The following is a 21,247-nucleotide window of genomic DNA, read 5'->3' as shown; positions in this document are numbered from 1 at the left end:
GATCAATGGTAACCGTCGTCGTGGGTCACCTTGCCGCGGAACACGTAGTAGCTCCAGAAGGTGTATACCAGGATCAGCGGAATGATGAACAACGTACCCACCAGCATGAAGCCCTGGCTCTGGGGCGGCGATGCGGCGTCCCAGATCGAGATGGACGGCGGCACGATGTTCGGCCAAAGGCTGATGCCCAGCCCGCTGTAACCGAGGAAGATCAGCACCAGGGTCAGGATGAACGGTGTGTAGTTGGCGTTGCGGGCCACCGCACGGAACAAGCCGTACATGGTCACCAGCACCAGGATCGGGACCGGCAGGAACCAGAACAGGTTCGGCAAGGTGAACCAGCGCGCGGCGATGTCGGCATGGGCCAGCGGTGTCCAGAGGCTGACGATACCGATCACCGCCAACACCACGAACGCCAGCGGCCTGGCGAGGTGATGCATCCGCTCCTGCAACTCGCCTTCGGTCTTCATGATCAGCCAGGTACAGCCGAGCAAGGCATAGGCAGCAATCAACGCCAGGCCGCAGAACACCGTGAACGGTGTGAACCAGGCCAGTGATCCACCGGCGTACTGGCGGTTGACCACCTCGAAGCCGTCAATGAACGCCCCCAGCGCCACGCCCTGGAAGAAAGTCGCCGTCAGCGAGCCGCCGATGAAGGCCTTGTCCCACAGGTGCCGCTTTTCAGCCTTGGCCTTGAAACGGAACTCGAACGCCACGCCGCGGAAGATCAGGCCGATGAGCATCAGGATCAGCGGCAGGTACAGCGCCGATAGCACCACCGAATAAGCCAGCGGAAACGCCCCGAACAGACCGGCGCCGCCCAGCACCAGCCAGGTTTCGTTGCCGTCCCAGACCGGTGCCACGGTGTTCATCATCACGTCGCGGTCGCGCTCGGCCTTGATGAAGGGGAAGAGAATGCCGATCCCCAGGTCGAAGCCGTCCATGATCACGTACATCATGATGCCGAAGATGATGATCACGGCCCAGATCAGCGGAAGATCAATACCCATGACTCAATTCCCCTTGTTCGAGCGGTCGTTGTGGTCCACGTCGTCGCCTTCGTTGGCGGCCGACAATGGACGGGCCGGGGTGCGTTTCTGCCCTGGGCCACCATCGGTCGGTTCGGCTTCGTGGGCCTCCGGCCCCTTGCGTACCAGGCGCATCATGTAGCTCAGCCCCGCGCCGAACAGTGCGAAATACACCACCACAAACAGCACCAGGGTGATGCTCATCTGCGCAAAGCTGTGGCCGGAGGACGCGTCGGCCGTGCGCATCAGCCCGTAGACCACCCATGGCTGGCGGCCGATCTCGGTGGTGAACCAGCCCGCCAGGATCGCGATCAGCCCGGACGGCCCCATCCACAGCACCATGTGCAGGAACGGTCGGGACTGGTAGAGCCGGTCGTTGCGGCGCAGCCACAAGCTGCACAGGCCGGTGAAGATCATCAGCAGGCCCAGGCCCACCATGACCCGGAAGGACCAGAACACGATGGTCGAGTTGGGTCGGTCTTCTGGCGGGAACTCCTTGAGCGCCGGCACCTGTTTGTCCAGGCTGTGGGTCAGGATCAGGCTGCCCAGGTAAGGAATTTCCACAGCGAAGCGGGTCTTCTCCGCCTTCATGTCCGGCAGGCCGAACAGAATCAGCGGCGTGGGCTCGTTGCCGACGTTTTCCCAGTGGCCTTCAATGGCCGCGATCTTCGCCGGTTGATGCTTGAGGGTATTGAGGCCATGGAAGTCACCAACGACCGCCTGAATCGGCGCCACCACCAGGGCCATCCACATCGCCATCGACAGCATGCGGCGGATGGCCGGGTTGTCGCGACCGCGCAGCAGATGCCAGGCCGCCGACGAGCCGACGAAGAACGCCGTGGCGACAAACGCCGCAATCGACATGTGCATCAGGCGATAGGGAAACGACGGGTTGAACACCACCGCCAGCCAGTCCACCGGTATCACCCGGCCATCGACAATCTCGTAGCCCTGCGGGGTTTGCATCCAACTGTTGGAAGCCAGGATCCAGAATGTCGAGATCAGCGTGCCGATCGCCACCATGACCGTGGAAAAGAAGTGCAGGCCACGGCCGACGCGGTTCCAGCCGAACAGCATTACGCCGAGGAAACCCGCCTCGAGGAAAAACGCCGTGAGCACCTCGTAAGTCAGCAGTGGACCGGTCACCGCACCGGCGAAGTCCGAGAATCGGCTCCAGTTGGTGCCGAACTGATAGGCCATGACCAACCCGGACACCACGCCCATGCCGAAGTTGACGGCGAAGATCTTCGACCAGAAGTGGTACAGGTCTCGGTAGGTGTCGTCGCGGGTCTTGAGCCACAGGCCTTCGAGCACCGCCAGGTAACTCGCCAGGCCGATGGTGATGGCCGGGAACAGGATGTGGAACGAGATCGTGAACGCGAACTGGATTCGGGCGAGATCGAGCGCCTCCAAACCGAACATAAGTCTTCCTCTGTCAGGTAAAACCGGCTGCGGGCGGGGCTTGCATCACAGCCTCCAGGGATATGGAGTACGCTGCTTTTCAAATCGTTCTTTTTTAAACCGTCACAACGCAGGATTCTGGCCGAATGGCCACCAGCCCAGCACCCCGACAGGGCATTGACCTGGATCAAGCAATGTTCAAAGAGTAGTCGCATTATTGCCGATGGACGGCGTGGTCTTTTGTCGCGTGACAGGTTGACTCAGTGGCTGCAACGCCGTGGCAGCTTGGCTGGGGCTGCCAACCGAGGTGGCTGCATCGCGGGCAAGCCTTGCTCCCACAGATTTCGGTGCTCCACACCTAGATCGATGTTTGGCTAACTATTTTTCCGACAACCGCAACTTCCAGTTACAGCTCGGTGATAATCTCGTGGCCTTCATCACCGGACCCGTCATAGATGCCCAGCCAAGCACCGCTGCTGCTCCGTCACCATCGTCCCTTCATCGCCTTCTGGCTGGCCCGGATCTTTACCGCCAGCGGCTTCCAGATGCTCACCGTCGCCATCGGCTGGAACCTCTATCAACTGACCGGTAACGTCCTGGACCTTGGTCTCGTAGGATTGGTGGAGTTCGCCCCGCGCGTGCTGTTCATGCTCCACACCGGACACGTGGCTGATCGCTATGACCGGCGCAAGGTCGCAGCCATCTGCCAGTCGTTGCAGGCGATGATCGGCCTGGCGCTGGCAATTGGCAGTGCGACCGACCACGTCACGCGGGAGATGATCTTCATCCTCGCTTTCCTGCTCGGCGCCGCCCGCTCCTTCGAAATGCCGACCACCCAGGCCTTGCTGCCGAGCATCGTACCGGCGGCGTTGTTTCCCCGGGCCGTGGCCGCCGCGCAATCGGCCCAGCAATCAGCCACCATCGTCGCCCCGGCGCTCGGCGGTTTGCTTTATGCCTTCGGCAGCGTCTGGGTCTATGGGCCCACGGTGGTGCTCTACCTCATCGCCTGTTGCCTGATGCTCAACCTCCCGGCCCGGCAAACACCACTGAACAAAGGCAAGGCAACGATGGACTCGCTGCTGGCCGGGATCCGCTTCATTCGCAGCCGCCCGGACATTCTCGGGGCCATTTCCCTGGACCTGTTTGCGGTGTTGCTCGGCGGCGCGACGGCGCTGCTGCCGGTGTTCGCCAAGGACATCCTGCTGACCGGCCCCTGGGGCCTGGGCCTGCTGCGCTCGGCGCCGGCGGTCGGCGCGTTGCTGATGTCGCTGTGGTTGGCGCGGTTTGCCGTGGAGCGCAAGGTGGGGCGGGTGATGTTCACGGCCGTCGGTGTATTCGGCGTCGCCACCATTGCGTTCGGCCTCTCCACCTCGTTCTGGTTTTCCCTGGCGGTGCTGGTGGTGCTGGGCGCGGCGGACATGATCAGCATGGTGATCCGTGCCTCCTTCGTGCAGTTGGAAACGCCGGATGAAATGCGCGGCCGGGTCAGCGCGGTGAACGGGCTGTTCATCGGCGCCTCGAACCAGCTGGGCGAGTTCGAATCCGGTCTCACCGCCCACTGGTTCGGCACGGTGCCGGCGGTGATCATGGGCGGCGTCGGCACGCTGCTGGTGACCGGGGTCTGGATCAAGCTGTTCCCGACCCTGGCCAACCGCGACCGGATGCACGAACCGGTCTAGAGCAACTTGTCGAGGGTGATGGGGAAGTCCCGCACCCGCTTCCCAGTGGCGTGGTAGATCGCATTCGCCACGGCCGCCGCGACGCCGACGATACCGATCTCGCCGACGCCCTTGGACCCCAACGCGTTGACGATCTCGTCGTATTCCTCGACGAAGACCACATCAATCTCGCCGATGTCGGCGTTAACCGGCACGTGATACTCGGCCAGGTTGTGATTCATGTGGCGGCCCAGGGCGTGGTCCGTCAGGGTTTCTTCATGCAGGGCCATGCCGATCCCCCAGACCACGCCACCGAGGATCTGGCTGCGCGCGGTTTTCGGGTTGATCACCCGCCCGGCGGCGATGGCGCTGACCACCCGGTTGACCTTCACCGTGCCCAGGTCTTCATCCACCCACACCTCGACAAATACTGCCGAGTGCGTCGCGGTGGCGTACGCGTTGCGCTTCTCGTCCGGCTCGGCGGTGACTTGCGCCTGCACCGGCGTCTCGGCGCTGTTCTGTGCCAGCTCTGCCAAGGCCACACTGGCCTCGCCAAAACGCAGCTGCCCGTCGGCAAACGTGACTTGCTCCAGGGTAGCGCCGCTGAAGTCCGGACAGGTCTGCCAGGCCACGGCCAGGAGTTTTTCCTTCAGCGCCTCGCAGGCTTGCTGCACGGCGGTGCCGACCGACGAAACGGTGAACGAACCGCCCTGCAGTGGTGCGGTCGGCAGTGACGAATCCCCCAGGACAAAGGTGACGTCTTCGACGCTAACGCCTGCCGTCTGCGCAGCAATCTGGGTCATGACCGTGTAGGTGCCGGTGCCGATGTCCGTGGTGGCGCTGCTGACCGTCAGCTTGCCGCTGGCGTCCAGCGAGGCTTTGGCGCTGGCCTTCTGTTGCATGGCTTCCCACACGCCGCCCGCCATGCCCCAGCCCACCAGTTGCCGGCCTTCACGCATGCTGCGTGGCTCGGGGTTGCGCTTGTCCCAACCAAAACGGCGGGCGCCTTGAGCGTAGCATTCACGCAATTCCTTGCTGGAATAAGGCTTGCCTTCGTTCTCGTTGCGTTCGGCGTAGTTGATCAATCGCAGTTGGACAGGATCGATTGCCAGGGCGCAGGCGAGTTCGTCCATGGCGCACTCCAGGCCAATCAACCCGAGGGCGGCGCCAGGAGCACGCATGTCCAAGGGGGTATAGACGTCCAGGGGCACCAGTTTGTAGGTCAGCTCAACGTTGTCGCAGTGGTAGAGCATGCCGCTCCACTCCACCACGTGTTCGGTAAAATCTTCGAAACGCGAGGTCTGGCCGACCGCGCTGTGCGCCACCGCCAACAAGCGCCCATTGGCTGCAGCGCCCAATTGCAAACGTTGGAACGTGCGGGGCCGGTAGCCAAAGGTGAACATCTGCTGACGGGTCAGGCTGACCCGCACCGAACGCTTGAGGGTCAGCGCCGCCATCACCGCCAACGGCAGTTGGTACTGCGGTCGCAGCCCGGAACCGAAGGCACCGCCGACAAATGCAGCAAACACGCGCACCTGTTCTTTCTCAAGCCCGAACACCTTTTGCACATAGGCCTGGCAGTTCTGCGTGCCTTGGGTCTTGTCGTGAATGTGCAGGCTGCCATCAGGCTGATACAGCACGGTGGAGGCATGGGGCTCCATCGGGTTGTGATGTTCGATAGGTGTGCTGTAGGACACATCCACGCCAAGCGCCGCGCTGGCGTATTCGCCCTGAAAATTCCCACGGGGCTTGGGCAATTCAGCCGGTGCCGGATGGGCTTCGCTTTGCAGGATCGTCAGATCGGTCTGATGGTCTTGGGCTTCGTATTCGATTTCAATCAGCGAACCGGCGTAGCGCGCCAGCTCAAGATTGTCCGCGACCACCAGGGCCAGCGGCTGGCCACTGTAGAGCACCTCGTCGTTGTACAGCGGCCGGAACGGCGAACCGTCCGCTGCGTCGGCGTCTTGATAGGGCTCATCGTAACTGGCGATCCGGGGCCGGTTGGTGTGGTCGATCACCGCCACTACGCCGGGCAGGGCCAAGGCTCGGGAAGCATCGATACGCAAAACGCGGCCACGGGCCACAGTGCCGGATACGACGCTGCCATGCAGCAAGCCGTCCTCGGGGTATTCGCCGGCATAACGGGCCTGGCCCGTCACTTTGAGCAGGCCGTCGACCCGGTCCAGCGGCTGCCCTATGGATTTGCTCGGAGCATTCATCAGGACTGCCCTCCCAGTGCGGCGTCGCTCAAGGCGCGGACAATTGCCCGGCGCGCCAGTCTGACTTTGAAGCCGTTGTGTTCCAGCGGCTCAGCGTTTTGCAGCAGCGCATCGGCAGCGGTGGCAAAGGTTTCGCGGCTGACGGTCTGGCCCCTCAGCCAGCTTTCCACGGCCCGGTCGCGCCACGGCTTGTGCGCCACGCCGCCGAGGGCCAGGCGCGCCTGGCGGATCACCGGCCCATCCAGTTCCAGCGCCGCCGCCACCGAGACCAGCGCAAAGGCGTAGGAGGCGCGGTCACGGATCTTCAGGTAGTGGCTATGTTCGGCGAAACCGGCGGCTGGCAATTCGATGCCGGTGATCAATTCATCATCGGCCAATTGGTTATCCCGCTCCGGCGCATCGCCGGGCAGGCGATGGAAATCGGCGAACTCGATGGTCCGCGCGCCGCCCCGACCCAGAACATGGACCACGGCTTCCAGGGCGGCCAGGGCCACGCACATGTCGGAGGGATGGGTGGCGACACACTGATCGCTGGCACCGAAAATCGCGTGGATACGGTTCAATCCGCTCAGCGCCGGGCAACCGCTGCCCGGCTGGCGTTTGTTACACGGCACGCTGGCGTCATAGAAGTAATAGCAGCGGGTGCGTTGCAGCAGATTGCCGCCGGTGCTGGCCATGTTGCGCAGTTGCGGCGAGGCACCGGCCAGGATCGCCTGGGACAACAACGGGTAACGGCGCTCGATCCACGGATGCCAGGCCAGGTCGGCATTGCTCACCAATGCACCGATCATCACCCCGCCGGACGGTGTTTCGCTGAGGTCCGCCAAGGGCAGCCCGGTGATGTCGATCAGATGTGCCGGGCGGGCAAGATTTTCCTTCATCAGGTCCAGCAGGTTGGTACCGCCGGCGATGAAGCGCGATACCGGGCTCGACAAGTCGATGGCGGCCTGCACGGTGTCGGGTTTGCTGTATTGGAAGGGATTCATTGCTCACCCTCCTCTGCCTGGCGCTGCGGGCAAAGGGGCAGCGCCTCTTCGATGGCAGCGCGAATGTTGTTGTAGGCACCGCACCGGCAGAGGTTGCCGCTCATCAGTTCGCTGATCTGTGCAGCGGTCTGCGCCCTGCCCTCGTTGGCCAGCCCCACCGCAGAGCAGATCTGCCCCGGCGTGCAATAACCGCACTGGAAGGCGTCGTGCTTGATGAAGGCCTGTTGCATGGGGTGCAAAGCGCCATCGCCGGCCAGGCCTTCGATGGTGGTCAGTTCGGCACCGTCGCACATCACCGCCAGCGTCAGGCAGGCATTGGTGCGCTTGCCATCGCGCAAGACCGTGCAGGCACCGCACTGGCCGTGGTCGCAGCCTTTCTTGCTGCCCACCAGGTCCAACTGTTCGCGAAGCAGGTCCAGCAATGTGGTCCAGGGCAACACGTGCAACTCGCGCACCTGACCATTGAGTGTCAGGCGGATCGGATGACGGACGAAGGACGCCTGCGTCGCTTCGGACAGGGTCGCGCTCATAAACACCTCACGGTTGGTCATACACTCGCGGCGTTTTCGCAAACCGCCGTCATAAGGGGTACGACTTCGGGGTGGGGTGAGCGTTCAAGGTGATTGCGTGGGTCTGCAAAAGCCGCGGTCGTTCAGGACGCACACATTTGCCGGACACGTGCGGTATATAAATACCGCACCAGGTGTAATGTATCGCCTTACACTTGTCGCTGAGCGTTTCGGGAAACTGGCGAATCATCTTTCGCTTCACCGGATCCGATATCGAACGGGTCGATTATCGGGATTACCACTGATCAGGAGGCTGGAACATGCCCATGCACAATCCGCCACATCCTGGCGAAACATTGCTGATGGATGTATTGCCCGAGCTGGGCATCACGGTTACCGAACTGGCGCGACACCTGGGCTTCGCCCGGCCTCATCTCTCCAGGGTCCTGAATGGTCATGCGCCTGTCAGCCCGGACCTGGCGGTGCGCCTGGAACGCGCCGGGATCGGCAAGGCCAGGGTCTGGATGGGGATCCAGGCCGACTATGACCTGTGGCAAGCCGAACACCGCGAACAGCCCTTTATTGTTCCGTTCGTCCAGCACGCCTGATATCCGTCAGGCCAGCAACTCCGCCGCCACCACACCCCGCACGCCCTTGCCGCAGAGTTGCTCCACCAACGTCAAGGCAAACCCCAGGGCAGCGGCCGAGCCCTGGCCGGTGATGCAGTTGCCATCCACCACCACGGGCTGGTCGACGAAGCTGCAGCCGGACAGTTGCTGGCTGACGGCGGGCAGGCAGGTCATGCGGCGCTGACGCAGCACGCCAAATGCCTGGAGCGCCAGGGCCGGGGCTTCGGCGATGGCGGCGAAGAAACGGCCGGCGGCGGCCTGGTCCTTGATCAGTTGTTGCAGGGGTTGATGGGCGGCCAGGTGCTGTGCGCCGATGAGACCGCCTGGGAGCACGATCAGGTCGAAGTCCTGCACCAGCATGTCCACCAGCATGCCATCGGCAGTGAGCCGCGTCCCCCGGGCGCAGGTGAGCATTCGGCGGCCCTCGATACTCGCCACTACCACTTCGACCCGGGCTCGGCGCAGCACGTCGATCAGGGTAACGGTCTGCAAGTCATCGATGCCTTCGGCGGCGGCGATCAGGGCTCGGGGAATCGGGGTTCCAGCAATCATGGGCGTTCTCCGCAGGGGTATTGCTGAAGACTAGTCAGGTTTGCCGAACCCCGTTCAGCTTGTCACCGTGCAAATCACTTGATGTACAACTGCGTCGACATCCGATTGCCCGGTGCGTTGATCGAAACGTTGCTGTAGCTGAAGGTGCCCTCCTGCTTGCCCTTCAAATCGAAGACGTACAGATAGCCGACGATTTTGGTCCGGGCGGAACAATCGTTGAGATTGCCGTTGCTGAACGCGCACACCGGCGAGCGGGTGCCGTCGACTTCGAAGCCGTCCAGCGTGACATGGGGTTCGCGGCCATAGCCGACTTCCAGCACGTAGACCTTGATGTCCGGGCCACCGTGGTCGCAACGGGTCTGCGCCTGCCCGGCGGTGATGTCCTCGAAGCCACAGGCCGGCGACTCGACCTTGAGCACCTTGACCTCGCTCAACGGTGGCGCCGACGCGGCATTGACGGCCTGCCCGGGCAACCACAGGCCCAACACGCAGCCCAATGCCGCCATCACGCTTTTTTTCGTGCAATACATATCGACCTCCCGGAACCGCGCGCAGTATGGCCCTCTTTTTGCTTCGGTAAAACATCGACGACGATCGCAACCACATCGCCACGCTGCTGGTATGATGCGCGGCTTTTTACGACCCGCAGAAAATTCCCAGGCGCCACTGGCAGCCTGTGCTTTGCTGTTGAGGTCGATACATTCACGGCGCCCGGCGCGCCACGGGGAGCAGACATGCTGGAAAGGCTGTTTCAACTCAAGGCACACAACACCAACGTGCGGACCGAGATCCTGGCGGGCGTCACGACCTTCCTGGCCATGGCCTACATTCTGTTCGTCAACCCGAGCATCCTCGGCGAGACCGGCATGGACAAGGGCGCGGTGTTCGTCGCCACGTGCCTGGCGGCGGCCATCGGTTCCACGGTCATGGGGCTGATCGCCAACTACCCGATCGCCCTCGCGCCGGGCATGGGCCTGAACGCCTTCTTCACCTACACCGTGGTCCTGCACATGGGCCATACCTGGCAAGTGGCGCTGGGCGCGGTGTTCGTGTCTGCGGTGCTGTTCTTTCTGCTGTCGATCTTTCGCATCCGCGAGTGGATCATCAACAGCATCCCGCTGCCGCTGCGTTCGGCCATCGCCGCCGGTATCGGCCTGTTCCTGGCGCTGATCGCCCTGAACAATGCCGGCATCGTGGTGAAGAACCCGGCGACCATGGTCGGCCTCGGCGACCTGAAACAACCGGCGCCGATTCTCGCCACGCTCGGCTTCGTGCTGATCGTCGCCCTCGAAGCACTGAAAGTGCGCGGCGCGGTTCTGATTGGCATCCTCGCGGTGACCATCGTCTCGATCGTGATGGGCTTCACCCCGTTCGGCGGCGTGATGTCGATGCCGCCTTCCCTGGCCCCGACCTTCCTGCAACTGGACATCAAGGGCGCCCTGGACATCGGCCTGGCGAGCGTGATCTTCGCCTTCCTGTTCGTCGACCTGTTCGACAACTCCGGCACCCTGATCGGCGTCGCCAAGCGCGCCGGGCTGATGGGCAAGGACGGCCACATGCCGAAGATGGGCCGTGCGCTGATCGCCGACAGCACCGCCGCCATGGCCGGTTCGCTGCTGGGCACCTCCACCACCACCAGCTACATCGAGTCGGCGGCGGGTGTCAGTGCCGGCGGCCGCACCGGCCTGACCGCTATCGTCGTGGCGATCCTGTTTCTGCTGGCGCTGTTCTTCTCGCCACTGGCTGCCAGCGTCCCGGCGTTCGCCACCGCACCGGCGCTGCTGTTCGTTGCGGTGCTGATGACCTCGGGCCTGGCGGAAATCGACTGGGACGACATCACGGTCGCCGCTCCGGTGGTGATCACTGCGTTAGCCATGCCGTTCACCTACTCCATCGCCAACGGCATCGCTTTTGGTTTCATCGCCTGGACCGCCATCAAACTGGTGTCGGGCCGTGGCCGTGAGCTGAACCCGGCGCTGGTCATCCTGTCGATTCTGTTCGTGATCAAGTTGGGTTGGTTCAACGCATGACTTTTGATTCCCAGGCCTACGCCACGCAACTCCAGGACAAGGTCACGCGCCTGCGTGACCTGCTCGCGCCGTTCGGTGCACCGGAACCGGCGGTGTTCGACTCGCCGCTGCAGAACTTCCGCCTGCGCGCCGAATTCCGCCTGTGGCGCGAGGCCGGTGAACGGCACTACGCGATGTTCTCCCAGGATGACAAGCGCACGCCGATCCTCATCGAAACGTTTCCCATCGCCAGCCTGCGCATCAACCAGTTGATGCCACAACTCAAGGCCGCCTGGCAGGCCAGCGCGCCCCTCAGCCACAAGCTGTTCCAGGTGGAGTTCCTGACCACCCTGGCCGGCGACGCGATGATCACCCTGTGCTATCACCGTCCGCTGGATGAGCACTGGCAGGCGGCAGCGACAAAACTGGCGAGCGACCTGGGCGTCAGCATCATCGGTCGCTCCAAGGGCAAGCGCGAAGTGATCGGCCATGACTACGTGGTGGAGAAACTCGACGTCGGCGGTCGCACCTTCAGCTATCGCCAGCCGGAAGGCGCCTTCACCCAGCCCAACGGCACGGTGAACCAGAAGATGCTCAACTGGGCTTATGAAGCCTTGGGCGAGCGCAGCGATGATCTGCTGGAGCTGTACTGCGGCAACGGCAACTTCACCCTGCCCTTGGCGACCCGTGTACGCAAAGTGCTCGCCACCGAAATCAGCAAGACTTCGGTGAACGCGGCGCTGAGCAACCTCAGCGAAAACGCAGTGGCTAACGTGACGCTGGTGCGCCTGTCGGCCGAAGAACTGACTGAAGCCTTGAACGAAGTCCGGCCGTTCCGTCGCCTGCACGGTATCGACCTGAAAAGCTACGAATTCGGCAGCGTCTTCGTCGACCCTCCTCGCGCGGGCATGGACCCGGACACCTGCGAGCTGACCCGGCGCTTCGAGAACATCCTGTACATCTCTTGCAACCCCGAAACCCTTGCCGCCAACATCGCGCAACTGAACGACACCCATCGCATCACCCGTTGCGCGTTGTTCGATCAATTCCCCTGGACCCATCACATGGAGTCCGGGGTGCTGCTGACCCGGCGTTGAGCCAAGCCCTGTGGCGAGGGGATTTCCCCCTCGCCACCAGATGAATCCCTCCACAATCCCCCCTCGACTCAAACAGGCGCTGTTCGATCATCGAACACTTATTAGCCCTGAAGAACGGCTTCGTTTGACCAAAGTAACCATCTAGTACAATTTATCTCCAGCGGCTGAAACCTGGCCAACGCCAACAATAAAAACTGTGGAGAGAATTGCGATGCCTCCGATCGTTCTGGTGCTTAACGGCCCGAACCTGAACCTGCTCGGTACCCGTGAGCCAGCCACCTACGGCCACGAAACCCTGGCGGACATCTCCGCGCTGTGCGGCCGCGCCGCTGAAGAATTCGGCTTGGCGGTGGAGTTTCGCCAGACCAACCGGGAAGGCGAACTGCTCGACTGGATTCACGCCGCCCGGGGCCGTTGTGCCGGTATCGTCATCAATCCGGCCGCGTGGACCCACACCTCGGTGGCGATCCGCGACGCGCTGGTGGCCAGCGAGATCCCGGTGATCGAAGTTCACCTGTCCAACGTCCATGCGCGGGAAACCTTCCGCCATCACTCGTTCGTCTCGTCCATCGCCATCGGCGTGATGTGCGGGTTCGGCAGCCATGGTTATCGCCTGGCCCTGGAACATTTCAGTCAGCGGTTGAAGGGTTGATGCACATGTCGAATATCACTGTGCTGGCCGGGCTGATCGGCGCCGGCATCCAGGCTTCCCGTACACCTGCGCTTCATGAGCGCGAAGGCGATGCCCAAGGCATGCGCTACCTCTATCGGTTGATCGACCTCGATGCGTTGAAACTCGACAGCAGCGCCCTGCCCGACCTGTTGACCGCCGCCGAACGGATGAATTTCACTGGCCTGAACATCACCTTTCCATGCAAGCAGGCGATCATCCCGCTACTGGACGAACTGTCCCCCGAGGCCCGCGGCATCGGCGCGGTGAATACCGTGGTGCTCAAGGACGGCAAGCGCGTGGGTCACAACACCGATTGCCTGGGGTTCGCCGAAGGTTTTCGCCGCGGCCTGGTGGATGTTTCACGCGGGCATGTCGTCCAGATGGGCGCCGGCGGTGCGGGTGCAGCCGTAGCCCACGCGCTATTGGCTGAAGGCGTACAAGCGTTGAGCATTTTTGACGTTGAGATCAGCCGGGCCGAGGCGTTGGCAAACCACCTCAACCAACACTTCGGCGCGGGTCGTGCCCGGGCCGGGCATGACTTGGCCGCCGCCATGGCCGAGGCAGACGGACTGGTCAACACCACACCGATGGGCATGGCGAAATTGCCCGGCATGCCAGTGCCGGTCGAGCTGCTGCGGGGTGAATTGTGGGTCGCGGAAATCGTTTACTTCCCACTGGAAACCGAGCTGCTGCGCAGCGCCCGCGCCTTGGGCTGCCGCACGCTGGATGGCGGCAACATGGCGGTGTTCCAGGCGGTGAAGGCGTTTGAGTTGTTCAGCGGCGTGGCGCCGGATGCGCAGCGGATGCTGGGGCATTTCCAAAGCATGAATCACTGATACCTCGACAGTTCTGAACAGAGACCCTGTGGGAGCGAGCCTGCTCGCGATAGCGGTCTGTCAGCGACGTCAATGCAGGCTGATCCAACGCTATCGCGAGCAGGCTCGCTCCCACACAGGAGATTCCCCACAGGAGATTCCCACTGGAAACTTCGCTGATTCAGGCCTTCAGATAGCGCAACACCGACTCGCAGATCATCTCGCGATGACGCTGCTTGATCGCTGCGTCCGACAGGTCGATCTGAAAAATCTCACCGAACGTCTGGCGGTTGGACACCCGGTAGAAACAGAACGAATTGATCAGCAGATGCACATCCAAGGGCTCCAGGCCAGCGCGGAACACGCCCTCTTCGGCGCCTCGATGCAGGATAACGGCCAACGCATCGAGAATGGTGTTGGTCATTGCCTTGAGCGCGCCGGATTGTTTGACGTACTCGGCATTATGAATGTTCTCGATACAGACGATCCGCACGAAATCCACGTTGCGATCATGGTGGTCGAAGGTGAACTCCACCAGCCGCCGGATCGCGTGAACCGGGGCCAGCTCCGCCAGGTGCAGGCGACTCTCGGTGCTGCGGATATCGCCGTAGAGTTTCTCCAGCACCTCGATGTACAACTGTTCCTTGCTACCGAAGTAGTAATAGATCATGCGCTTTGAGGTGTGGATCCGCTCGGCGATGGCGTCGACCCGGGCGCCGGCCAGGCCCTGCTGGACGAACTCGACGATGGCTTCCTGAAGAATGTTTTCCCGGGTTTTCTCCGGGTTGTTCTTGCGACTCTTGCGCGGCACGACGATGGGCTCGTCGAGGTCTGCGCCAAGCTCTGGATTCATAGTCATTGCGGGGCTCACGGCCGTCACTGCACAGGCTGGCAATTATGGGCCGCACCGTGCGGCGAAGGAAGCCACGGGGTTGCCCATTACCGCCACGTTTACGATTTCCCTACAACTTGGCGTGTCGCAAGCCACCGCTGCGGGACTTCGCCATGGCCGCCAAACGCACCGCCACATTGGCGGCGCCGTAGCCGGCATAACCGTTCTTGCGCTGGATGATCTCGAAGAAAAACCGCCCTTCGAACGGCTCGGTATAGACGTGAAACAATTCGCCGCCCTGGGCATCACGGTCGTACAGCACGTTGAAATAGGCCAGCTCGCTGAGATACTCCTCGTCGAAGTCGAAGCGTGCGGCCAGGTCATCGTAGTAATTGAGCGGTATGTCCAACAACGGCACGCCGGCGTCCTTGGCCCGGCTGACCTGGGCGAAAATATCATCGCAATCGAAAGCGATGTGATGCACGCCGGAGCCGCGATAACTCGACAGTGCGTGTGAGATCGCGGTGTTGCGGTTCTCGGAAATGTTCAGCGGCAACCGGATCGAACTGCAGCGGCTGCGCAAGGCACGGCTTTTCACCAGGCCATAAGGGTCGGGCAACACCACTTCGTCGTCGGCCTCGAAATCCAGCAGGCTCTTGTAGAACAGCACCCAACTGTCGAGGCTGTCAGCCGGCAGCGCCATGGCCATGTGATCGATACGCTTGAGTCCGGCCCCAACAGCAGCACCCGGTTGCAGGTTGAAATCGGTGCCATAGACGTCGGCGTCCTGGTCCACCAGGTAGATCAGGCTGCCATCCGGTGCGCGCACCGCCGCCAGTTCCAGTTCATTGGGCCCCACCAACCCGCGATAGGGCTGGCCCTTATAGGCCACGGCCCGCTCCAGGGCGCTGGCGCTGTCCTTCACCCGCACGGCGGTAGCGCACAACGACGGCCCATGGGCTTCGAAAAAGCTGTGGGCGAAGGAGTACGGCTCACTGTTGAGGATCAGGTTGATATCGCCCTGGCGCAGCAGGCTCACGTTCTTGGAGCGATGCTGGCCGGCCTTGACGAACCCCAGCCGTTCCAGCCAGTGGCACAGCCTGGCGCCGAGGTTGTCGTCCACGGCAAACTCCAGGAACTCGATGCCGTTGTATTCGCTGGCCGGCGGCGTCGCGAACAGGATGTCGAGGTTACTGGTTGGCGCGGCCTCTTCGGCCAGGCGCTGGCGGGTCTTTTCTTCCAGGTACAACAGCGAGCGCAAACCATCGGCGGCATTGGCCCGTGGCGGCGCGGCGCGGAAACCGTCGTTGAAGATCTCCAGCGACAGCGGCCCGCTGTAGCCACTCTTGATGATCGGTGCAAGGAACCCCGGCAGGTCGAACTCGCCCTGTCCCGGGAAGCAGCGGAAATGCCGGCTCCATTCCAGGACATCCATCGCCAGGATCGGTGCGTCGGCCATCTGCACGAAGAAGATCTTGTCACCCGGGATCCGGGCAATCGCGCTCGGATCGCCCTTGAGGGACAAGGTGTGGAAGCTGTCGAGCAACACGCCAAGGCTAGGGTGATCGGCCTGGCGCACGATACTCCAGACCTGTTGATACGTATTGACGTGCCGGCCCCAGGCCAACGCTTCGTAGCCGATGCGCAAGCCCCGCGCACCGGCCCGTTCGGCCAGCAAGCGCAAGTCATCGATCAAAATCTGTTCATCGCCGAGGCTGTCGGGCGAGGCATTGCTGCACACCAGCACCAGGTCGGTGCCCAGTTCCTGCATCAGGTCGAACTTGCGCTCGGCGCGCTCCAGGTTGCGCGCCAGCCGATCACGGCGACAGCCTTCGAAGTCACGAAACGGCTGGAACAAGGTGATGGCAATGCCCAGGTCGGCGCACATCTGCCTGATTTCCCGCGGGCTGCCGTCGTAATAGAGCAGGTCGTTCTCGAAGATCTCCACCCCATCGAAACCGGCGGCAGCAATGGCCTCGAGTTTTTCCGGCAGAGTGCCGCTCAAGGATACGGTGGCAATGGAACGCTGCATGACTTCGGCTCCCGGGACAAGCATCGGCTACAGAGGGGCGCGCTTTCGAAAGCGCTTTTGAACGAATGATTCGATTATTGAGGCGCCATTACCTTTCAGCAATTTAATATGTACCACCCAGTTAGTTTTTTGGGCGATTATCGAACAAAATGCCTTGGCGCGAATTGACGATTTTTCGTCCGCTGCGCACCATCAGCCCACATTGACGCAGCCCAGAATGGCCGGCGCCAGTGCAATACCCTGACCACCCCATAAGAATTTCAAAAACGGGTACACGCTATGAATCCTTCCCAAAGTTCCCCCTTGACCCCGGGCATGGGCGTCACGACCGGCGGCATCGGCGACAAGATCCGCGGCGCCCTGGCCGTGGGCAAGACCCGTTGGGGCATGCTCGCGCTGGTGTTCTTCGCCACCACACTGAACTACATCGACCGCGCTGCCCTGGGTGTCATGCAACCCATCCTGGCCAAGGAAATGAGCTGGACGGCGATGGACTACGCCAACATCAACTTCTGGTTCCAGGTCGGCTACGCCGTCGGCTTCGTCCTGCAGGGCCGGCTGATCGACCGGATCGGCGTCAAGCGCGTGTTCTTCTGCGCCGTGCTCCTCTGGAGCCTGGCGACCGGCGCCCATGGCCTGGCGACTTCAGCGGTCGGCTTCATGGTCTGCCGCTTGATCCTCGGCCTGACCGAAGCCGCCAACTACCCGGCGTGCGTGAAGACCACGCGCCTGTGGTTCCCGGCTGGCGAGCGGGCCGTGGCTACCGGCATCTTCAATGCCGGGACCAACGTTGGCGCGATGTTCACGCCGATGCTGCTGCCTTTGGTCCTGCAGGTGTGGGGCTGGCAGGCGGCGTTCCTGTGCATGGCCGCGCTGGGCGGAATCTGGCTGCTGTTCTGGGGCCTGAAATACTTCAACCCCGAAGACCACCCCAGCGTCAAACAATCGGAACTGGATTACATCCAGGCCCAGGACGAGCCGGAGCAGGTCCGCGTGCCCTTCTCCCGTATCCTGCGCATGCGCGGCACCTGGGCGTTCGCCCTGGCCTACTCGATCACCGCGCCGGTGTTCTGGTTCTACCTCTATTGGTTGCCGCCGTTCCTGAACCAGCAATACAACCTGGGCATCAACGTCACGCAGATGGGCATTCCGCTGATCATCATCTACCTCACCGCCGATTTCGGCAGCGTGGGCGGCGGGATCCTGTCTTCGTTCCTGATCGGCCGCGGGCTCAACCCGATCAAGGCGCGCCTGGTGTCCATGCTGCTGTTCGCCTGCTGCATCATCGGCGTGATCATGGCCGCCGGCACCAGCAGCCTGTGGATGGCGGTGTTCGCCATTTCCCTGGCCATCGGCGCGCACCAGGCCTGGACCGCCAACATCTGGAGCCTGGTGATGGACTACACGCCTAAACACATGATGAGTACGGTATTCGGCTTCGGCGGCATGTGCGCGGCCATCGGCGGGATGTTCATGACGCAGCTGGTGGGCCATATCCTCACGGTCACCCACAACAACTACACCGTGTTGTTCACGCTGATCCCGGCGATGTACTTCATCGCCCTGACCTGGCTGTATTTCATGGCGCCGCGCAAGGTTCCAACGCTGGAAAGCTGAAACGGCTGTAACCTGTGGCGAGGGAGCTTGCTCCCGCTCGATTGCGCAGCAATCGCCAGAAGCCGGGGCCGCTTCGCGCCCCAGCGGGAGCAAGCTCCCTCGCCACAGGGTTCCGTGCAAGACCCATCACTTGCGCCGCTGCTGCCACGCCGCCGCCAGGCCACTCAGGCAGATCAGCACAATACCGACCACCGTGGTCAACGTCGGCGTATGGTTGAACAACAACCAGCCCAGCAGGCCGGCGAACACGATCTGGCAATACCCGAACGGCGCGAGCAACGCCGGGGCGGCAAAGCGGAAGGCCTGGGTCAGCATCAGGTGCGCCGTCATCCCACAAGCCCCCAGCGCCAGCATCATCAGGCCATGCACCACGCTTGGCACTTGCCAGAAGAGCGGCACCAGCGCACTCATCACTAACGTATTGCACAGGCCGGCGAAGAAATTGCTGGTGGTGGGGCTGTCGATCTCGCTGAGCTTGCGCGTGAGCAGTTGGTAGAAACAGAAAAACAGCGCCGAACAGAACGGCAGCAGCACGGCCGGCGTGAACAGGTCCCCACCGGGATGGACGATGATCAACACCCCGATGAAACCGAAGATCACCGCGATCCACTGGCCGCGGGTTACCCGCTCGCCCAGCAAGGGCACCGACAGCGCCGTGACCAGCACGGGTGCCAGGAAGTTGACCGCGGTCGCTTCCGCCAACGGGATGTACAACAGCGCCGTGGTGAAGAACAGGCTGGTGCCCAACAGGCACAGCGCCCGGGCCAACTGCCATAACGGCCGCTTGGTCCGCAGCACCCGCAACCCCGAGCGGGGCAGGAAAATCCCGGCCATCAACAAGGTGTGCACGACGTAACGAGCCCACACCACCATGATGATCGGGTAAAAACCCGAGAGATATTTCGACAAGGCATCATGGCTGGAGAACAGGAACGTCGCGCAGAGGATCAGCAAGATGCCCTTGAAGGCCTGGTTGACGCCGGAGAGCGGAGTGCTGACGGTCATGTAGGAATCCTGTGGCGCGTACGTAGAGGGAACACTGCGTGCCAGTCTCGAATAAGCGCTAGCGCCTCGGCATCGCTCATGCAGCTTCAACTTGCCTGCCGCCCCTGAAAGATCCAGATAAAGACAGACAATTCAAAAAATATGCGAAGCGTAAAACAAAACCCGCAATCGCTGCGCATTTCTCGGCCGCTGAACCAAAACCCATGTTGATTGCCTGAAAGCACAGGCACGGCGCGCACCTCGGGCCTGCGAAAGCTAGACTCACACGACAGAACAAGACTCATCACACCGGCTAACCAGAGGACTGCCCACATGTTATGGAAAAAAGGTCGCCGCAGTGACAACGTGGTGGACGCCCGCAGTGATGGTGGGGGCGGTGGCGGGATGCGGTTCGGTGGCGGCAAGGGCTTGAGCCTGACCGCCATCGTGCTGATTGTCGGTATCGGCTGGATCACGGGCCAGGACCCGATGCAGATTCTCGGGCAACTGACCGGGCAGATGGACTCGTCCGCACCTGCACCTTCGCAGCCCCGCCAGGCGCCGCCGGCCAACGATGAGCAGGCCGAGTTCGTGCGCTCGATCCTCGGCGATACCGAAGACACCTGGGGCCAGGTCTTCCAGCAGGCCGGGCGCCAGTATCAGCAACCGAAACTGGTGCTGTTCAGCGGCCGGGTCAATTCGGCCTGCGGCCTCGCCTCCTCGGCCACCGGGCCGTTCTACTGCCCGGCGGACCGGCAGGTCTACCTGGACATGAGTTTCTTCAAGGAAATGTCCCAACGCTTCGCCGCCGCCGGGGACTTCGCCCAGGCCTACGTCATTGCCCACGAAGTCGGACACCACGTGCAGACGCTGCTCGGGGTGTCGGCGAAAATCCAGGAGGCCCGCCAACAAGGTCGGCAGATGGAGGGTGACGGCGGTTTGCTGGTCCGTCAGGAACTGCAGGCCGATTGCCTGGCCGGTGTCTGGGCCAACCATGCGCAAAAACGCCTGAACTGGCTTGAGCCAGGCGATATTGAAGAGGCTCTGAACGCCGCCAACGCCATCGGCGATGACCGTTTGCAGCAACAAGGCCAGGGCCGCGTGGTGCCGGACTCGTTTACCCACGGCACCTCGGCGCAGCGGGTGCGCTGGTTCAAGACCGGGTTCGCCCAGGGCCAGGTCAGCCAGTGCGACACCTTCGCGGCGAAAACCCTGTAGATGATGAAATGGGCCGCGTGGATCGCTCTGGCACTGGGCTGCACCCTGGCCCAGGCCGATGAACAGGGCGTCACCGTGGTCGCCCAGGGGCGCCTGCAACTCAAGGGCGGCGCCATGGCCGTCGCCGTCAGCCCGCCTCCGGCGTCGATCCAGCGTGTGCTGATCATCCTCCATGGTCGGCTGCGCAACGCCGACACCTACCTGCACAGCGCCGAAAAAGCCGCCGGGCAAGCCGGACAGCAAGGCACTACCCTGATCATCGCCCCGGAGTTTCTCAACGAGCAGGACGTGGCGCGCCATCAGCTGCCCAACGACCTCTTGCGCTGGCAGGGCAACGATTGGATGGCCGGCGGTTTATCCACAGGGCCGAACCCGGTCAGCTCGTTCCAGGTCCTCGACGACATCGTCGCGCGGGTCAGCGACCGGCAACAGTTCCCTGAAGTGAGGGAGATCGTCATCGCCGGGCATTCCGGCGGCGCCCAAGTGGTGCAGCGCTATGCCCTGCTTGCCCACGGCCAGTACCGGATCACCCCGCGATTCGTCATCGCCAACCCGTCGTCCTATGCCTACTTCGATGAGCAACGGCCGATGGCGTTCGACGCTGCCAGTTGCCCTGGTTTCGATCAGTGGAAATATGGCCTGAAGAACCTGCCGGCCTATGCCGCCGCGCAGACGGCTGCCCAACGGGAGGAGAGCTACATCAAGCGCGACATCGTCTATCTGCTGGGGCAACAGGATGTCGACCCGCAGCACCCGGCGCTGGATAAAAGCTGCGAAGCGCAAACCCAGGGGCCGTACCGGTTACTCCGTGGGCATTTGTTCTTCGACTACCTGACCCGGCGCCATCCCGGGGGGCTGAACCAGCGGCTGATCGAAGTGCCCGGGGTGGGGCATGACGGGAGTGGGATGTTCAATTCGCCGCAGGGGTTGAAGGCTTTGTTTGGGCAGTGAGTTTTGAGTGGATTGAACTGGCCCCATCGCGAGCAGG

19 protein-coding genes and 1 pseudogene are annotated in these 21,247 nt (G+C 62.6%); 10 read left to right on the top strand and 10 right to left on the bottom strand.

Annotation, left to right across the window (positions count from 1 at the left end):
• Positions 1-2: 2 nt before the first annotated feature.
• Positions 3-1,010, bottom strand: a complete 1,008-nt coding sequence (gene cydB, locus J7E36_RS22915) for a cytochrome d ubiquinol oxidase subunit II (protein ID WP_215008238.1) — start codon at positions 1,008-1,010, stop codon at positions 3-5.
• 3 nt (positions 1,011-1,013) lie between these two features.
• Positions 1,014-2,450 (bottom strand): cytochrome ubiquinol oxidase subunit I, encoded by a 1,437-nt coding sequence (locus J7E36_RS22910; RefSeq protein ID WP_215008236.1) that lies wholly within the window; start codon positions 2,448-2,450, stop codon positions 1,014-1,016.
• A 434-nt stretch (positions 2,451-2,884) separates the two neighbouring features.
• On the opposite strand from J7E36_RS22910, the gene J7E36_RS22905 reads away from it, so the two are divergent.
• Positions 2,885-4,108 carry an MFS transporter gene (locus tag J7E36_RS22905; RefSeq protein ID WP_215008234.1) on the top strand — a complete coding sequence of 408 codons (1,224 nt, stop codon included), beginning with the start codon at positions 2,885-2,887 and terminating at the stop codon, positions 4,106-4,108.
• On the opposite strand, the gene J7E36_RS22900 is transcribed toward J7E36_RS22905, so the two are convergent.
• From J7E36_RS22900 to J7E36_RS22890, 3 genes are read right to left on the bottom strand one after another with little or no spacing between them, the layout of a single operon-like run.
• Positions 4,105-6,306: a xanthine dehydrogenase family protein molybdopterin-binding subunit gene (locus J7E36_RS22900; protein WP_215008232.1), complete on the bottom strand. Its 2,202-nt coding sequence runs from the start codon at positions 6,304-6,306 to the stop codon at positions 4,105-4,107. The two genes, J7E36_RS22905 and J7E36_RS22900, sit on opposite strands and share 4 nt — an antisense overlap.
• A complete protein-coding gene (locus J7E36_RS22895; RefSeq protein ID WP_215008230.1) occupies positions 6,306-7,292 on the bottom strand; it encodes an FAD binding domain-containing protein in 987 nt (328 codons plus the stop codon). The genes J7E36_RS22900 and J7E36_RS22895 overlap by 1 nt, the downstream gene beginning before the upstream one ends.
• Positions 7,289-7,822: a (2Fe-2S)-binding protein gene (locus tag J7E36_RS22890; protein ID WP_215008228.1), complete on the bottom strand. Its 534-nt coding sequence runs from the start codon at positions 7,820-7,822 to the stop codon at positions 7,289-7,291. Before J7E36_RS22890 ends, J7E36_RS22895 begins: the two co-directional genes overlap by 4 nt.
• A 197-nt stretch (positions 7,823-8,019) precedes the next feature.
• Between J7E36_RS22890 and J7E36_RS25340 the strand changes: the two are divergent.
• Both J7E36_RS25340 and J7E36_RS22885 read left to right on the top strand, forming a co-directional pair.
• A pseudogene (locus tag J7E36_RS25340) lies at positions 8,020-8,106 on the top strand (type II toxin-antitoxin system RelE/ParE family toxin); the annotation flags it as partial.
• Positions 8,107-8,121: 15 nt separating this feature from the next.
• Positions 8,122-8,409 carry a HigA family addiction module antitoxin gene (locus J7E36_RS22885; RefSeq protein WP_215008226.1) on the top strand — a complete coding sequence of 96 codons (288 nt, stop codon included), beginning with the start codon at positions 8,122-8,124 and terminating at the stop codon, positions 8,407-8,409.
• A 6-nt stretch (positions 8,410-8,415) separates the two neighbouring features.
• Here the strand turns inward: J7E36_RS22885 and J7E36_RS22880 are convergent, their stop codons facing one another.
• The gene (locus J7E36_RS22880) at positions 8,416-8,982 is read right to left on the bottom strand and encodes a DJ-1 family glyoxalase III (RefSeq protein WP_215008224.1); all 567 of its coding nucleotides are present in this window, start codon (positions 8,980-8,982) and stop codon (positions 8,416-8,418) included.
• A 74-nt stretch (positions 8,983-9,056) separates the two neighbouring features.
• Entirely contained in the window at positions 9,057-9,512 is a 456-nt protein-coding gene (locus J7E36_RS22875) for a DUF4879 domain-containing protein (RefSeq protein ID WP_215008222.1), read from the bottom strand.
• Between the two features lie 204 nt (positions 9,513-9,716).
• On the opposite strand from J7E36_RS22875, the gene J7E36_RS22870 reads away from it, so the two are divergent.
• The 4 genes from J7E36_RS22870 to J7E36_RS22855 all read left to right on the top strand — a co-directional run bounded on the left by J7E36_RS22870 (position 9,717) and on the right by J7E36_RS22855 (position 13,597).
• Positions 9,717-11,012 carry an NCS2 family permease gene (locus tag J7E36_RS22870; protein ID WP_215008220.1) on the top strand — a complete coding sequence of 432 codons (1,296 nt, stop codon included), beginning with the start codon at positions 9,717-9,719 and terminating at the stop codon, positions 11,010-11,012.
• A complete protein-coding gene (gene trmA, locus J7E36_RS22865; protein WP_215008218.1) occupies positions 11,009-12,088 on the top strand; it encodes a tRNA (uridine(54)-C5)-methyltransferase TrmA in 1,080 nt (359 codons plus the stop codon). Before J7E36_RS22870 ends, trmA begins: the two co-directional genes overlap by 4 nt.
• Before the next feature lie 211 nt (positions 12,089-12,299).
• Positions 12,300-12,740, top strand: a complete 441-nt coding sequence (gene aroQ / locus J7E36_RS22860) for a type II 3-dehydroquinate dehydratase (protein WP_215008216.1) — start codon at positions 12,300-12,302, stop codon at positions 12,738-12,740.
• 5 nt (positions 12,741-12,745) lie between these two features.
• Positions 12,746-13,597, top strand: coding sequence for a shikimate dehydrogenase (locus tag J7E36_RS22855; RefSeq protein WP_215008214.1), 852 nt, complete (start codon positions 12,746-12,748; stop codon positions 13,595-13,597).
• A 160-nt stretch (positions 13,598-13,757) separates the two neighbouring features.
• On the opposite strand, the gene J7E36_RS22850 is transcribed toward J7E36_RS22855, so the two are convergent.
• Both J7E36_RS22850 and quiC read right to left on the bottom strand, forming a co-directional pair.
• Positions 13,758-14,435 carry a TetR/AcrR family transcriptional regulator gene (locus tag J7E36_RS22850; protein WP_215008212.1) on the bottom strand — a complete coding sequence of 226 codons (678 nt, stop codon included), beginning with the start codon at positions 14,433-14,435 and terminating at the stop codon, positions 13,758-13,760.
• A gap of 103 nt (positions 14,436-14,538) precedes the next feature.
• A complete protein-coding gene (gene quiC, locus J7E36_RS22845) occupies positions 14,539-16,440 on the bottom strand; it encodes a 3-dehydroshikimate dehydratase QuiC (protein WP_215008210.1) in 1,902 nt (633 codons plus the stop codon).
• Between the two features lie 279 nt (positions 16,441-16,719).
• Here quiC and J7E36_RS22840 point away from each other — a divergent pair, with 279 nt between their 5' ends.
• Positions 16,720-18,057 carry an MFS transporter gene (locus tag J7E36_RS22840; protein WP_215008208.1) on the top strand — a complete coding sequence of 446 codons (1,338 nt, stop codon included), beginning with the start codon at positions 16,720-16,722 and terminating at the stop codon, positions 18,055-18,057.
• 126 nt (positions 18,058-18,183) lie between these two features.
• Here the strand turns inward: J7E36_RS22840 and J7E36_RS22835 are convergent, their stop codons facing one another.
• Positions 18,184-19,062, bottom strand: a complete 879-nt coding sequence (locus tag J7E36_RS22835) for a DMT family transporter (RefSeq protein WP_215008206.1) — start codon at positions 19,060-19,062, stop codon at positions 18,184-18,186.
• 312 nt (positions 19,063-19,374) lie between these two features.
• Between J7E36_RS22835 and ypfJ the strand changes: the two genes are divergently transcribed.
• Positions 19,375-20,259, top strand: coding sequence for a KPN_02809 family neutral zinc metallopeptidase (gene ypfJ, locus J7E36_RS22830; protein ID WP_215008204.1), 885 nt, complete (start codon positions 19,375-19,377; stop codon positions 20,257-20,259).
• Positions 20,260-21,210 (top strand): alpha/beta hydrolase, encoded by a 951-nt coding sequence (locus J7E36_RS22825; protein ID WP_435304191.1) that lies wholly within the window; start codon positions 20,260-20,262, stop codon positions 21,208-21,210. It begins immediately after the preceding gene.
• Positions 21,211-21,247: the final 37 nt, after the last annotated feature.

It is taken from the genome of Pseudomonas fluorescens (assembly GCF_018614775.1).
GTDB lineage: Bacteria > Pseudomonadota > Gammaproteobacteria > Pseudomonadales > Pseudomonadaceae > Aquipseudomonas > Aquipseudomonas fluorescens_BY.
Note: the sequence above shows the minus strand (reverse complement) of the source record. Positions and strands in the feature narration are given on the sequence as shown.

Bases quoted from the DNA above. Each gene is read 5' to 3' on its own strand.
- J7E36_RS22895 (WP_215008230.1), bottom strand. From the start codon at position 7,292: ATGAATCCCTTCCAATACAGCAAACCCGACACCGTGCAGGCCGCCATC.
- J7E36_RS22905 (WP_215008234.1), top strand. From the start codon at position 2,885: ATGCCCAGCCAAGCACCGCTGCTGCTCCGTCACCATCGTCCCTTCATC.
- J7E36_RS22880 (WP_215008224.1), bottom strand. From the start codon at position 8,982: ATGATTGCTGGAACCCCGATTCCCCGAGCCCTGATCGCCGCCGCCGAA.
- J7E36_RS22855 (WP_215008214.1), top strand. From the start codon at position 12,746: ATGTCGAATATCACTGTGCTGGCCGGGCTGATCGGCGCCGGCATCCAG.
- J7E36_RS22870 (WP_215008220.1), top strand. From the start codon at position 9,717: ATGCTGGAAAGGCTGTTTCAACTCAAGGCACACAACACCAACGTGCGG.
- J7E36_RS22835 (WP_215008206.1), bottom strand. From the start codon at position 19,062: ATGACCGTCAGCACTCCGCTCTCCGGCGTCAACCAGGCCTTCAAGGGC.
- J7E36_RS22900 (WP_215008232.1), bottom strand. From the start codon at position 6,306: ATGAATGCTCCGAGCAAATCCATAGGGCAGCCGCTGGACCGGGTCGAC.
- cydB (WP_215008238.1), bottom strand. From the start codon at position 1,010: ATGGGTATTGATCTTCCGCTGATCTGGGCCGTGATCATCATCTTCGGC.
- J7E36_RS22850 (WP_215008212.1), bottom strand. From the start codon at position 14,435: ATGACTATGAATCCAGAGCTTGGCGCAGACCTCGACGAGCCCATCGTC.
- J7E36_RS22825 (WP_435304191.1), top strand. From the start codon at position 20,260: ATGATGAAATGGGCCGCGTGGATCGCTCTGGCACTGGGCTGCACCCTG.
- aroQ (WP_215008216.1), top strand. From the start codon at position 12,300: ATGCCTCCGATCGTTCTGGTGCTTAACGGCCCGAACCTGAACCTGCTC.
- J7E36_RS22885 (WP_215008226.1), top strand. From the start codon at position 8,122: ATGCCCATGCACAATCCGCCACATCCTGGCGAAACATTGCTGATGGAT.
- trmA (WP_215008218.1), top strand. From the start codon at position 11,009: ATGACTTTTGATTCCCAGGCCTACGCCACGCAACTCCAGGACAAGGTC.
- quiC (WP_215008210.1), bottom strand. From the start codon at position 16,440: ATGCAGCGTTCCATTGCCACCGTATCCTTGAGCGGCACTCTGCCGGAA.
- ypfJ (WP_215008204.1), top strand. From the start codon at position 19,375: ATGTTATGGAAAAAAGGTCGCCGCAGTGACAACGTGGTGGACGCCCGC.
- J7E36_RS22910 (WP_215008236.1), bottom strand. From the start codon at position 2,450: ATGTTCGGTTTGGAGGCGCTCGATCTCGCCCGAATCCAGTTCGCGTTC.
- J7E36_RS22875 (WP_215008222.1), bottom strand. From the start codon at position 9,512: ATGTATTGCACGAAAAAAAGCGTGATGGCGGCATTGGGCTGCGTGTTG.
- J7E36_RS22890 (WP_215008228.1), bottom strand. From the start codon at position 7,822: ATGAGCGCGACCCTGTCCGAAGCGACGCAGGCGTCCTTCGTCCGTCAT.
- J7E36_RS22840 (WP_215008208.1), top strand. From the start codon at position 16,720: ATGAATCCTTCCCAAAGTTCCCCCTTGACCCCGGGCATGGGCGTCACG.